Source organism: Georgenia sp. G2120 (assembly GCF_055326485.1).
This window is the reverse complement of the sequence record NZ_JBUZNL010000001.1, coordinates 20,588-33,619: the sequence shown is the minus strand read 5'-3', so window position 1 is coordinate 33,619 and position 13,032 is coordinate 20,588. Positions and strand designations below refer to the sequence as shown.

Genomic DNA, 13,032 nt, shown 5'->3' with positions numbered 1-13,032 from the left:
ACTAGATCGGCTCCTCGGAGAACTCCCACTGGATGGAGATCGTCGACTGGTAGTCCGACCACCACAGGCCGTTACCGGAGGACCGCAGGCCCTGCAGGTTGATCGTCTGGTCCGTGCCCCGACGCACCGCCTCGATCGGCTGGTGCCCGATGACCGTGTAGTGGCTCCGCAGACCCGAGTTGCCGTACCGGCCGTCGTCGTCCTCCTCGATGAGGATCCCGTTCTGCGACCACGACGACCCGATGCCGAGCCGCATCCCCGCCACCGACCGCGTGTCCCCGGTGTAGAGGATCCCGGACATGTGCGCGATCGTCGTCAGGTGCGTCGCCCACTCCGGCACGAACACCACCGGCCGGTCGTTCGGGCGGATCGGCCACGCCGCATACGACCCACCATCAGGGATGCGGTGCGCCGTCCCGTCGGCCGCCGACCCCGTCGGGAACACGACCTTCGACCCGGTCTCCCGGCGCGGCCGCGACAGCCGCCGCAGGTCCGTGATGTGCGCGGCCGTGACCGTGCCCGTCGACGCCGGCAACGTCACCCGCGCCAGCGCCGCCGACGGGTACGCCAGCCCCAGCGCCGCGGCCGACTCCGTGCCCGCCGGCACCCCACCGATCCGCTCGACCCGCACCCCGGGCGCCTCGCCCGCGTACTGCGGGTCCTCCACCCGGGCCACGATGAGATCCGTGCGAGCACCCGCCGACGACGACGCCGGCACGTCGACCTCACCGGCGACCGGCATCCGGGCCGCGTAGGCCTGCTGGCCCCCGCCGGCGTAGCTGTTCGCCATGATCGCCGCACCCGGCATCACCCGGACACCACCACCGGGCACGTCCAGCGGCACCACCCGCAGATCTGTTGCAGCCACCACGCCCGACGCACCACCCGAGGACAGGTACGCGAGCAGCCGGCCGACCTCGACCTGGTGCTCGTACCCACCCCCGAACGCCCAGCCCTGCATCTCCAACGTCTCGGCCATGTGGTCCTCCTCAGATCGTTTCGTGGGCGTCGCGCCACGCGATGCGAGCGCTGCCGGTGCCAGTCGGGTCAGTCGCGATGAGCGTGAACTCGGACTCGCCGGGGTCAAGCACGAGGCGGTCCAACCGCGAGCGCCGCGTCAACCGCGTCGACGCGTTCCGCGCCGGCCCACCACCGACACGGGCCGTCACCGTCCGCGAGACCCCGTCCAGGACCACGACCTCGTCATAGGCGATCGGACCCACGACGCCGACCTCCCAACCGGCCGAGTGCACGAGCCGCGGCGACGTCATCGGACCGCGCAGCTCGACCCGCACCGGCGTCGCCACCGACCCACCGGCCCGGACCATCCCCGACCGGGACGCCGCCGTGCCCCCCTCGCCCCACACCACCGGGAACACCACCGGGAACAGCAACCCCGACGCACCCGCCGCCGGCACCGTCCCCACCGTCACCGACCGTTCCTCGTCGGCGTACACGCGCGGGTCGGTGATCTCGAAGCTGCACGTGATCTGCCCCGACCCCGTAGACGTCCGCACGTCCCCCGAGGGGCCCGCGAACTGCCGCGGCCGCCCGTAGACCCGCAACCACCGGCTCGCACGCCACAACCGCAGCGCCACCGTCTCTCCCGGCCCCAGCGCCTGCGAGCGCCGCCAGGCACGGGCCAGCGTCGCGGCGAGCGCGTAGGACTCCGCGTTCGTGCGGCCGAGCGTGCGGATCGTCCACGTCCACACCGCGCCGCCGAGGAAGTCGCGGCCGACCATTGACCCGTGAGAGTGCGGCCGGTCGGTGACCGTGGACCGGGTGGCCCACGGGGCGGGGTCGAACTCGGAGACGACCAGGCCAGAGTCGCCGTGCCCGCCGAACGTCACGCTGTCGAGCTCGAAGACGATGCCCCGGCCAGGGTTGAAGTCGGTCACGCTCGCACCCCCGCACGTGCGCCCCAGGATCGGCGCTGGACCTCGAAGTTCACGGCGCCGACGACCTGCGCGACGTTGCCGTCGTGGACGTTGACGATCGCGACGGGCTCGCCACCGCCGCCGTTGGGGGCGGCCTGCATGGCGAGCAGGTGGATGTCGTTCCACTGCTGGTTGGACAGGATCGCGTCGGGGTCGCGCATCTTCGGCGAGTGGTAGGCGAGCATGCCCGGGTCGAGCCACCCGTTCCCGCCGTCGAACAGGCCGGTCACGGTCGGGTTGATGGGTGCCTGGAAGTTCCCGCGGTTGACCTCGAAGTGCAGGTGCGGGCCCGTGGAGCGGCCCGTGTTGCCCGACCGGGCGACGACCTCACCGGCACGGAACGTCGCGCCGGCGCCCTTGAGGACGCTCGAGAGGTGCCCGAAGTAGGTGCCCCACCCGGCGTGCTGCATCAGCAGGCCGATGCCGGACCGGCCTGCCAGCGTGTTCCAGCCGGAGCGGATCACGCGGCCGGCGCGGGGGGCGCGCAGCGGCGTCCCGACCGGCATCGCGAGGTCGATACCCGAGTGGTGACCACCCCACCGAGGGCCGAAGCGGCTCGTAACCGGGCCAGGACCGGGGCGGACCCAGCCGCCGGAGGTCGCCTTGCCGACGTCGAACGAGTCCGACCCCGTCGTGAGCAGCTGCCGCTCGAGGTACTCCTCGTCGTGCCCGCGGATCCAGGCAACCAGGTTGTCCTTCGCGCTATGGAACGCGTCGGCGCCGAGACGCCCCACCGGCCCCCACTGACCGACCGTGGAGTCCACCACCGAGAACAGCGGGTTGAGCAGCGCCTCAGCCGTCGCGGCGAGCGCCCCGCGGACCCACCCGACGAACGGCTCGACGATGTCGTGCTCGCCGTGGTTGATGCCCGACGCGCGCTGCTGAAGCTCGCGCAGCTCGTCGTCCGACATGCCGCCCGCGGGGCCGGCCGACGGGCCCATGGGGAGCAGCGCCTGCGAGGCGCGAGCGCCGGCGGCTGCACGACCCTCTGCCGGCGTGAGGTCCTCGCCGCGGATCGCCGCGGACATCGCGGCGGTCTGCTCGGCGGTGTACACGCGGCCGGGCGTGCGCAGGTCGATGAACTCGGGGCCCTCTTCACCGACGAGCGCCCACCCGGGCGGCGCGTAGCCACCCTTGGCGAAGGCCCGAGCCGACCCATTGGCGCCCCGCGGCCCACGGCCAGACGACGCGCTGTCGGCGAACCACGTGAACTCTGGGATCAGCGGCGCCTCGGGGAGCCGCGCGGTGGAATCGATGGCCTTGGCGACCTCGTCGAAGGCCCACTTGATGCCCTCGTTCCAGACCTTGCGGATCACGAAGTTGATCGGCTGACGGAAGAGGTTGGCGACCATCCGGAAGGCGCCGCCGATCTTCTCGACACCCCACTCCACCCCGGGCAGCACGTGATCCTGCAGGAAGCTCGACATGGTTTCCCACACCGGCTTGATCACGTTGTCCCAGGTCCACTTGATCGCGTTTCCGACGTCGTCGAATCCGGACCCGATCCACGAGAACACCGGCTGCAGGACTTCGTTCCACATCCACTGTGCCCCGAACACGAGGAGGTCCCAGGCGAGCTTGATGACGTTCACCCACACGTCCATCACCCAGCCGCCGACGCCCTGCCAGGCCGAGATGATGAACCCGAACACGGGCGAGAGGACCGTGTCCCAGAGCCACGTCGCCGCGGTGGAGATCGCGGTCCACGCCGGCTGGATGAGGTTCTCCCACGCCCATGCGATCCCGGCCGAGAGGTACTCCCACCCGACCTGGATCGCGGACCACACCGGCGAGAGGACGTGCTCCCACATCCACGACGCGCCGGCGCTGATCGCCTCCCACGCACTGGTCAGCCAGGGCACACCGGTGCCCTGGAACCAGGACGCGACCGCGGAGATCGCCGGCTGAATCTTGTTCTGCCAGGTGTCGATGATGAAGTCGCGGAACGCCTCGTTGTTGTTCCACAGGTACGTGATCGCCGCGACAATGCCCATGATCGCGATCACGAGCAGGTTCTTCCGTATGACCCCGTTCAGCAGCGCGAACGCGATCCGGATGCCGGTCACCGCCAGGGCGACCTTCCCGAGGTTCGTGGCGATCGGGAGGATGTCGTCCTTGTTGTCGCGGATCCAGGACCAGACCTCGTCGACCTTGTCCTTGAGCGAGTCGATCTTCTCCGTCACCGACCCCAGCACCGAGGGCAGGGACCCGAAGATCGACTCCTCACCGTCCTCGCCGCCACCGCCGAGCAGCGACGCGCCGAACCGGGACAGGGCGGCCCTCGTGTTCGCCCACGCGCCACGCACGGTCTCCCCAGACGCCTGCGCAGAGCCACCGATCCGCTCGGTCATGATCCGCTCGAACTCGTCGGCGGACACCTCGCCCTCGCTGACCATCCGGCGCAGCTCCTCGATGGAGACACCGAACCCCTCGGCGAGCATCGACGAGGCCTGCAGGCCGTTGTCCGTCATCTGCGCGAGCGTCTCGCCGGTGAGCCGCCCGTCGCCGCGGACCTTGTTCAGGATGATGCCCATCGAGTTGAAGTCGGTGTTCGACTGCTGCGTCATGTCACCGACCAGGGCCAGGTAGCCGGTGAGCTCCTCGCCCATCTCGACGCCCGCACCGAGCGCACCCGTGGCCGTCGACGCGGCGGCGTCCAGCCCGTAGGCCGTGCCGGTCACCGCGTCGGTCGCGGACGTGATGACGGTCGCGATCTCCTCGGCCTCGTAGCCCAGGCCCCGCAGCCGCGACTGTGCGTCGTCGATGTTCGCCAGCCGGTTGAACCCGGAGAACAGCACCGACCCGGCACCGAACACCGCGGCGAGCGGCCCGAGGCCGGCCATCATGCCGCCGGAGAACCCCGCGCCGACCTGACGACCCGCAGCAGCCGCGACCCCGACGCCGGCCCGCAGCGTCGCACCGACGGCCGTCGTGACCGCACCCGCGCCGGCGCGCACACCGGCAGCGACGCGGCTCACGAACGCAGTCGCGGTCGCCATACCGGGGATCGACGCGGCACCAGAGGCCGGGGCCAGGAGCCGCCCCACGGCGCCGACCACGGAGGCAGCGCCGGCCCGGATCGCCCCGACCGTGGTCGTCACGAACGCCGAACCGGCGATGCCCCCAGCGATGGCAGAGGCCACGCGAGAGGCCCCGCCGACCACGGTCGACACCGCGGAGGCGACCGAGCTCGCACCCATCCGGATGCCGACCACCAGGTTCGACACGAGCAGCGACCCGGCGATCCGCCCGTAGGCCGACGTAGCCGCACCGGTGATCGTGGAGAACGTCGACGTCACCGCCGACGACAGAGCTCCCGCGCCGGACCGGACCGCGGCCACGCCGCTGCGCAGCGCAGTCGCGGTGCCCGTCACGAACGACGACCCCGCGATCGACCCCGCGAGCGAGGACGCCGCCGAGCCCGCACGAGCGAACAGCGTCGACACCGCGGACGTCACCGCAGTCCGACCCGACTGCAGCGCCGACACCGTCCGGGTCACGAACGCCGTCCCGGCCACACGGCCGGCAGCCGCAGACGCGACCCGACCCGCGGCCTGGAACACGGGCTCAACCGCACGCCGCACGGCACGGGCATCAGTACCGATCGCGGTCACCGCCGCACGCACGTACCCCCGGCCGGCAACCCGGCCCGCAGCAGCAGCCTGCGCGCCGGTGGGCGCGAGCGCCTCGGATGTGGCCGCGAGCATCGAGGCCGACCCCGCACGGACCGCACCTGCAGCTCGAGCAGCCCACCCCGCACCGGTGCGCCGGCCGGCCCGCTGCACCCCCCGCATCGCGGCCTCGAGCCGACCCTGCGCCGCAGCGCTGTTCGTCACCGCAGTCGCGTGCGCCTGCTCCGCGGCCGTCGCCCGCGTAGCCGACGAACGATGCGCACGGCGAGCGGTGTTGACCCGCTCCTCCGCGGCCGCCAGCTGCCCGGCCTTCGCCGTTCCCGTTGCCTGCAGGTCCTGCAGCCGGGTCTCCGCGACCCGCAGCCGGCCGGCCGCGTTCGCGGCGTTGTCCTGCGCCTTGACGCGAGCGGCCATCGTCGTCGTCACCGCACGCGAGGCCCGCTCCGCGGCACGCTGCAGCGCCGGCACCTCGTCCGCGAGACCGGCCACGACGCCCCGGCCCGTCGCCCGGCCCAGAAGCCCACCGGCCCGGCGCCCCACCCCGGGCATGACCCGGTTCATGGCCTTCTCCGAGTCCCGCTGGAAGTTGCGGAACGTCGGTGTCACAAGGATCTGAGCGGCGCCGATGGTCGCGTTCACCGAGACACCCCCCTTCACCTATGCGGCAGTCAGCCGTCCTCAGACGACGCGGAAGGATTGGCTGGGGAGAACCACGACATGAGCTGCGCACCGAGCTGACGCAGGTGCTCGTCACGCGCCTCGTCCAGAGCCGTGCGGGGCCTCGGGTACGGGCGGACGTCGATCTTCGACGGCGCCTTGAGCTGGCGCACCGACACCGTCGGGATCCCCGACTTCAGGGCGATCACGCTCTTGACCACTTCACCGAGCCGGTCGAGGATCGCGGCCTGCATGTTGACCGACATGTCCCACTCGGTCAGCGGCGGCGACCACTCCGTGTCGCTGGTCGACGAGCCGTGCTCCCGCTCAGCTTCGAGCAGCTGCCGAGCAGCCTCGGGGTCGTCAGCCATGGCCGCGCGCCACCGGGCAGTGCGTGGCGCCTGCTCAATCAGATCGAGCAGGGCCAACCACCGCCGCTGCTGCCACCACAACGCGAGGTCGACCCCCACGTCCTGCAGATCAGCGCGGATCGCTGCCCGGTAGCGCGAGACCAGGACCCCGAGGCGGACTATTCCCCCGAGCCGCCAACCGCCTTCGTCAGCCGCTCGACGATCTTCCCCGTCAGCACGGTCACGTCCGACCAGGACCAGCCCTTGATGGCCTCCCGACCCTCCGGACCGATGACCTGGTGCAGCGCCCGGAACGCACGGATCGAGTCGCCGTGCGAGCTCATGTCCAGCGCCGAGATGATCTCGGCGGCCTCGATGTAGTCGGCGTCGTTCAGCCAGTCCTGGAACTCAAACTTCTTGTTCTTGTACCGGATGACCAGCCGCGTCCCCGAGACGACCTCGTCGTCCAGGTCATCAGCGTCGGTCGGCACGTCGACTTCGTCGGTCTTCTTCACAGCCATGGGTGTCTCCTCGATGGGTTGGGTGTCAGCTCGCCGGCGACGAGGCGTCGCCAGAGCCCTCCGGAGCAGCCGCCCCGGACGTCTTCTCGGTGGGTCCCGCAGCCGACCCGCGACGCGCACGCGCCTCGTCGGCTGCCCGCACGTCGCGGGTGCGCGCCTTGCGAGCAACGAACCCCGACGCGCGCAGCCGCACGCCGGTCCCCGGGTGCGCGGTCTCGAAGACCACGCCGTCCTTCTCGTAGCGAGGCATCACAGAGCCCCTTCCTGGTAGCAGCGGTGGGTGCCAGAAGCGGTGGAGACCGGCCGGCGGGACGGACACCCGCGCCCCGCCGGCCGGAGCTCGATCACGGCGTCGTCGGCACCGTCCAGCCCAGCGCCGCCGCGTGCTTGCGGAAGCCCGCGCCACCGAACGCGCGCGCCTCGATGTAGCCCAGGTCGGTGTCCATGTACGCCGTCAGGCCGATCTCCGCGCTACGTGCCTCGGTCTTCGACCACGTGTCCGACGGGAACGACGTCACCGACACCTTCGGGTAGAACCGCATGTCGAACACCGGCTCCTCCACCGACCCGTCCCACCCGATCGCCAGGGCACGGTAGACGCGCCTGTTCGGCGCGTCGGGCAGCTCGAGACGGACCTCGCTGGTCGCCGGGTCGAGCTCGCGGTCGGTGATCTCGATGCCCTCGGAGAGCTCGAGGATCGCGGGACGGTGCACCTCATAGGCCGAGAACGTCAGACGACGCGACGCCGACGAGATGTCCTCACGGACCGGCGCGAAGAACCCCAGAGCCTCGACCGGCTCCGTGGACACCTCACGCTCGAAGTTCAGGCCGTCCGGCGTGAACAGGCCGGCCGACTCGTAGCCGTCCGGCAGCGGCTTGATCTGCACGCCGTTCTCGGTGATGCCGTCCGGCGTCGCAGCGTCGTCGGGCGCGAGATAGAGCACAGCGGCAGCGATCTTGCGCACCGCATCGGTGGACACCGATGCGGCGAGCAGCTCGGGCATGGAAGTGGACATGTTGAACCTCTCTTCTTGGGTTGCCCCGCCAGACGACTCGCCACGGGGACAGCAGAAACGGCCCCCACCACCGGCGAGCGCCGGATGGACGTAGGGGCCGTGCAGGGGACCGTCAGACGGTCTGGTCTAGAGCGCGAGCCACCCGCGCAGCTCGATCCGGTAGATGCCCTGCCACTGGTGCAGGGTCTGGTCCGGGTACGGGATAGGGCGGGGCCCGGTCTCCACTCGGCCGGAGTCGATGCGGCCGTGCTCGTTGGTGATGGGCATGCCCGTCAGGATGGTCTTCACGGCTTCGGCGCCGTCGCGGGCCGCGTCGCGGTCCGGCGCGTAGGTGTCGATCGTGATCCGGGACTCGCGCAGCGGCCCGTTGTCCGTGCCGCCGACCTTGTACACGTGGTGGACGAGCCCGTCGGGGTTCCCGAGCTGCAGGACCGCGTCCCCAACGCCGGCGTCGGTGATGCCGACGGCGGCGATCTTCTCCTCATCGGGGAACGCGAACATCAGGCCAGGCCCTTCTCGATCGGGTCGACCGCGAGCTTGAGGACCCGGCGGGCGCCCTCGACGGCGAGCGCGTAGTCGGCGTCGTTGATCAGGACCGCGCCGGCGCGTCGCTCGGAGCCGCCCCCGTAGGGCACCTCGTGGGGCTCGACCCGGAACGCGCCCTTGTAGTTGCCGGTCACGACGGGCGAGATCGACTCGGCGAACCGCTGGCCGGCCTGCGCGCGCTGCACCATCGCCGCACCCATCGCGGGCGAGCGCCCCAGGGCGCGCAGGCCGCCGGAGTCGGGCCGGTAGTTCACTGCACGGTTCATGGGGCACCTCTCTGGGAGACGAGGCGGACCTCGACGCTGTTCGGGTGCAGCCGGGGCCTGCCGTTGACGGCCCACTCACCGGGCGCGAGTGCGCCGGCGGGGACGGTGATGCGGTCGGTGGACTGGAAGTCGAACGGCGCCGTGGGGGCGCCTCGGCGCCGGTAGAGCACCGCGGACGAGGACGTGAGGTCGGTGAAGGCGCCGACGTCGGTGGAGTCGGCCCACAGGACCAGGCAGTCCTCGACGGGGACGGTCTCGCGGATCGGGGCGCCGAACCGGTCGTGGTCGATCACGTGGTTGACAGTCACGGTGGTGAGAAGCTCGACGGGGAACCGCTCGGCGAGGGTGACCTCGACGTGGTCGATCGATGAGGCGTAGAACTCCGCGGGCCGGCCGTCGAGGTCGTAGAACCGACCACGGTGGATCACGACCCGGCCGGCGGCGAGCTCGGCGGACATCGGGCCGGAGGCACGCAGTCGGTCCTGCCCCATGGGCTCGCGCCCGAGCTGGGCCGAGGACGCGGCCACCGACGACTGCACGTTGTAGCCCGTCAGGTCCACGGTGGACCCGTCCTCACGGATCACGGTCAGCGACTCGCGGTGCAGGTCCGAGGGCCACCAGTTCACAGCAGGCCCCGCACGGTCGCGGGCTCGGGCCACGGCTGGGCCGGCGGGAAGTGCCCGATGACGCCGGGCAGGGCAGCCCCGGGCGCACCGTCGAGGATGGCAAGCATCCACTGCTCGAACGTCATCCGGTTCGGGTCACCGCCGGCGGCGCCGAGCGTGATCGACCGGGACTCCGAACCGGAGGTGACCTGCCAGGACCGGGCCCCGGGAAGGGGCGCCAGCGGCAGTGCCTGCAGCACGAGGCCCACGACGACGTCCCGCAGGTCAGCCGCGCTGACCCGGCCCGCCCGCAGGCGGTCGTCGATGCCGGGCCACCGGTTGCGGATCCGCCGGCTGGCGAACCCGATCAGGTACTCAGCGCGGCCGGTCTCCTCGGTGGAGAGGGGACGCCATGCTTCGACCACATCGCTCGCCTTCGCGAACTCGCCCTCGTTCGCCATGACGTCCCCTCCCCTCCTCGACTACTTCCGGGCCCGCGACGCGGCCGGCGCCTTGCCGGTCGGCTTCGCACCGGTCGGCGTCTCGGGATCTGCCGGCAGGTCGCCGGCCCCCGTCTCGGCAGCAGCCCCCTCGCCGTCCCCGTCGCCGGTGGACTGCTCGTCGCCGGAGCTGTCGCCGTCGCCGGTCGACTCCTCGTCGGAGCCCCCGTCACCGGTGGACTGCTCCGACGCCGCGGAACCCTTGCCCGAGGACGCGGCGGCGGCCCGCCCGCGCGGGCGGGACACCGGCCGAGCCTTGACGACCTCGACGAGGCCGATCCCGGCGAGGCGCTTGCGCTCCTCCTCCGAGACGGACTCGGGGAGGATCGCGCCCCGGTAGAAGTACTGCTCGGTGCTGCCGACCTTCGCGACGACAGCACCGGCGGTCACCTTGTAGTCAGCCATCTCAGATCCCCGTTCCCGTGATGCGGATGCCGGCCCGCGGCTCGACGACGACCGGCACCGTCACGCGGCGGCCGCGCACCCGGTAGCGGTCGTTCTCGTCCTGCCGGATCGACTTGGTCTGGATGCCGTCCAGGTTCGCGTAGCCCGGGCCGCCGATGTTCTCGTCGGCCATGCCACCGAGCTGGTCGCGGTCCACGAGCAGCGGGTCGGAGAACGGGACGTTGAGGCCCGTCGTCCAGGTCAGACCCAGGTAGTCCTGGATCACGCCCGTCAGGACCGCGTTCTGCGACTCACGCGGCAGCTTGTCCGAGTTGACCAGCGCGGCCGCGACCTTCGCGAACTGCGTCGGCTTGAGCACGACCGTCGAGAAGTCGAACGCCTCGTCGGAGTCCAGCGCCTCCTCCTCGATCGTGGCCTTAGCCAGGAAGACCCCCTCGATGATCGAGTCCGCGCTCGACCACGCCGACGTGGAGTAGGCCCGGGTGATGCGCGACGCGATCACGCCGAGCGCGACGCTGTCGACGTGCCGGATCATCCCGTTCGCGATCTTCCGCAGCGCGCGGTCGACCGGGCTCAGCGTGAGCCGGGAGATCGCCTCGTCGGTGACCAGGGAGTCCTGCCCCCACTTCACCGTCTTCGCCGCGGCGAGCTCGCCGGCCGTCATCACGGTCAGCGGGTACTCACCACCCGGAGCGATCGCCTCGGGTGCGTCCGACGGGAAGATCTCCTCGCCGGTCTCGTAGAGGATCGCCCCGCCGACGGCCTGGTAGCGGCCGGCGAGCAGGTAGTCCGCGATGAACTTGCCCTCGAGCAGGGTCGCGAGACGACGACGCAGAAGCGTCGGCGTCTTCATGATGTGGTGCACCTCGGTCGTGGTGAGGTCAGAACCCACCGACGCCGGAGGCGACGGGTACGTGTACGACATGACTTGCCTCCTCAGGCGTCGAACTTGATCTGGACGGGCTCGCCGTCGCCGGCCGTGGTCAGCGCGAGCCCGATCGACGGGGACTCGACCCCGTCGGTGGTCGCGACCGTGCCGTCGGCCGCAGCCGCGACGCGGTCACCCGCGGTCACCGCGCCCGACGCCACCGGCTCCTGGATGCCGCCCGCGTAGACGACGACCGAGTCGCCGGCCTTCACGTCGAAGCCGGCGACACCGACCACGACGTCGGATCCGGCCGTGGCCGGCCCGGCAGCGCGGTCGCCGGTCAGCTCCACGACCTGACGCCCGGTGACGTCGGCCGTGACCGTGTAGGTCACGGCCTGACCGGGGAAGAACTTAGGCAGGTAGTCGGCCATGGATCAGCCCTCCGAGCTCGTAGCGGCGGGGGCACCCCACGCCTTCGTGTACAGGTGGTCCTCGGTCGAGGACTCGTCCACGCCACCGGTCGCGCCGATGGCCTTCACCGGGACGAGGTTCTTGGCGTGCATCTCGATCAGGGCGAGCGCCCCCTCCTCGTCGGCGCCGAGGGCGTCGAGGAAGTGCTGACGACGCGCCGGCGCGAACCGGCCCTCGTCCACGGCCTTGTCGACGATCGCCTCGTGGCGGGCGCGCACCTGCTCGGCGCGAGCCGCCCGGGCGTCCTCGGCCGCGGCCGTGAGGTCCGCGAGCTTCTCGGCGTCGATGAGCACCGACCCCTCGGGCGGGCTGTAGTTGGTCGTCGTGTCCGGCTCCGAGCGCTCCTCGAGCGCCTCGTCGACGGCCGCGAGCAGCGCGTCGACGTCGAGCTCAGCGTCGGCCTGGATGCCGAGCCGCTCACGAAGCCCCTGGATGATGGTCTCCGACATGGTGTCGGCTCCTTCCTGGGTGGTTGTGTTCCCGTCCGGCTCGGCCGGAGGCATGTGGGCCGCCCGAGGGGCGGCAGTGGACGCGGTCAGCGCGAAGCGCTCCGCGTGGGGCGGCACCGGGGCCTCGGCCACGACCGACAGGTCGAACCGGGCACGGGCCGCGGGCTTGTCCTCGTCGACCTCGGAGCCGTCGACACGGTCCGCGAGCCCGAGCTCGACGGCCTCGTCGGCGAGCAGCCAGGTGTCCTTGGACATCAGCGCACGGAACTCGGCGGGCGTCTTCTTCGCGCGCGCCGCGTAGATCCCGGCGATCGTGTCGGACACCTTGTCGAGCACGTCGGCCTGTTCCCGCATCGTCGACGCGGTCCCGATCGCGAAGCCCGCCGCGTCGTGGATCATCATCATCGCGCCGTGCCCCATCACGACCTCGTCGCAGCCGGCCGCGATGAACGACGCCGCCGACGCCGCGAGCCCGTCCACGATCGCCACCACCCGGGCGTCGTGCTGCCTCAGGTAGTTCAGGATCGCGAGCGCCTCGAACACCATCCCGCCGGGCGAGTTGATGTGCAGGTGGATCTCCTTGGCGTCCCCGACGCGGGTCAGCGCCTCAGCGACCTCGGACGCGGAGACGCCCCAATCGCCACCCCAATCGTCGATCGGGTCCGCGAGGTAGATCTTCGCGACACCGTCCTCGACGGTGGGCTCGAGCACCGAAGCGCGAATACCGGCGCGCGGCTGCACGGAGCCCCGCCACCGGTACGGCGAAGTCTCGTGCGAGATGGGCAGGGCCATGGTCTTCTCCTTCACGA

Annotated in this window: 15 protein-coding genes; all 15 read right to left on the bottom strand. The window is 71.5% G+C overall.

All coding sequences use genetic code 11. The features are described 5' to 3' along the window. Position 1: 1 nt before the first annotated feature. The 15 genes from ACZLMO_RS00255 to ACZLMO_RS00185 all read right to left on the bottom strand — a co-directional run bounded on the left by ACZLMO_RS00255 (position 2) and on the right by ACZLMO_RS00185 (position 13,030). Complete coding sequence (locus ACZLMO_RS00255; RefSeq protein ID WP_463652534.1) at positions 2–979, bottom strand: hypothetical protein; 978 nt, start codon at positions 977–979, stop codon at positions 2–4. A gap of 10 nt (positions 980–989) precedes the next feature. Then, positions 990–1,898, bottom strand: coding sequence for a phage tail family protein (locus tag ACZLMO_RS00250; RefSeq protein WP_463652533.1), 909 nt, complete (start codon positions 1,896–1,898; stop codon positions 990–992). After that, positions 1,895–6,208, bottom strand: a complete 4,314-nt coding sequence (locus tag ACZLMO_RS00245; protein WP_463652532.1) for a peptidoglycan DD-metalloendopeptidase family protein — start codon at positions 6,206–6,208, stop codon at positions 1,895–1,897. The genes ACZLMO_RS00250 and ACZLMO_RS00245 overlap by 4 nt, the downstream gene beginning before the upstream one ends. A gap of 29 nt (positions 6,209–6,237) precedes the next feature. Next, positions 6,238–6,696, bottom strand: coding sequence for a hypothetical protein (locus tag ACZLMO_RS00240; RefSeq protein ID WP_463652531.1), 459 nt, complete (start codon positions 6,694–6,696; stop codon positions 6,238–6,240). A 59-nt stretch (positions 6,697–6,755) separates the two neighbouring features. Next, positions 6,756–7,097 (bottom strand): hypothetical protein, encoded by a 342-nt coding sequence (locus tag ACZLMO_RS00235; RefSeq protein WP_463652530.1) that lies wholly within the window; start codon positions 7,095–7,097, stop codon positions 6,756–6,758. 25 nt (positions 7,098–7,122) lie between these two features. After that, positions 7,123–7,347: a hypothetical protein gene (locus ACZLMO_RS00230; protein ID WP_463652529.1), complete on the bottom strand. Its 225-nt coding sequence runs from the start codon at positions 7,345–7,347 to the stop codon at positions 7,123–7,125. A 94-nt stretch (positions 7,348–7,441) separates the two neighbouring features. Further along, positions 7,442–8,113 carry a hypothetical protein gene (locus tag ACZLMO_RS00225; RefSeq protein WP_463652528.1) on the bottom strand — a complete coding sequence of 224 codons (672 nt, stop codon included), beginning with the start codon at positions 8,111–8,113 and terminating at the stop codon, positions 7,442–7,444. A gap of 126 nt (positions 8,114–8,239) precedes the next feature. Further along, positions 8,240–8,614: a hypothetical protein gene (locus ACZLMO_RS00220; protein WP_463652527.1), complete on the bottom strand. Its 375-nt coding sequence runs from the start codon at positions 8,612–8,614 to the stop codon at positions 8,240–8,242. Next, positions 8,614–8,925 carry a hypothetical protein gene (locus ACZLMO_RS00215; RefSeq protein WP_463652526.1) on the bottom strand — a complete coding sequence of 104 codons (312 nt, stop codon included), beginning with the start codon at positions 8,923–8,925 and terminating at the stop codon, positions 8,614–8,616. The genes ACZLMO_RS00220 and ACZLMO_RS00215 overlap by 1 nt, the downstream gene beginning before the upstream one ends. Further along, positions 8,922–9,551 (bottom strand): hypothetical protein, encoded by a 630-nt coding sequence (locus ACZLMO_RS00210; protein ID WP_463652525.1) that lies wholly within the window; start codon positions 9,549–9,551, stop codon positions 8,922–8,924. Before ACZLMO_RS00210 ends, ACZLMO_RS00215 begins: the two co-directional genes overlap by 4 nt. Then, entirely contained in the window at positions 9,548–9,991 is a 444-nt protein-coding gene (locus tag ACZLMO_RS00205) for a hypothetical protein (RefSeq protein ID WP_463652524.1), read from the bottom strand. The genes ACZLMO_RS00210 and ACZLMO_RS00205 overlap by 4 nt, the downstream gene beginning before the upstream one ends. Positions 9,992–10,012: 21 nt before the next feature. Further along, positions 10,013–10,435, bottom strand: a complete 423-nt coding sequence (locus ACZLMO_RS00200; protein ID WP_463652523.1) for a hypothetical protein — start codon at positions 10,433–10,435, stop codon at positions 10,013–10,015. A 1-nt stretch (position 10,436) separates the two neighbouring features. Further along, complete coding sequence (locus tag ACZLMO_RS00195; RefSeq protein WP_463652522.1) at positions 10,437–11,360, bottom strand: phage major capsid protein; 924 nt, start codon at positions 11,358–11,360, stop codon at positions 10,437–10,439. Between the two features lie 11 nt (positions 11,361–11,371). Next, on the bottom strand, positions 11,372–11,734 hold the full coding sequence (locus ACZLMO_RS00190) for a DUF2190 family protein (RefSeq protein WP_463652521.1): 363 nt from the start codon (positions 11,732–11,734) through the stop codon (positions 11,372–11,374). A 3-nt stretch (positions 11,735–11,737) separates the two neighbouring features. Beyond that, the gene (locus ACZLMO_RS00185; RefSeq protein ID WP_463652520.1) at positions 11,738–13,030 is read right to left on the bottom strand and encodes a head maturation protease, ClpP-related; all 1,293 of its coding nucleotides are present in this window, start codon (positions 13,028–13,030) and stop codon (positions 11,738–11,740) included. Positions 13,031–13,032 lie beyond the last annotated feature (2 nt).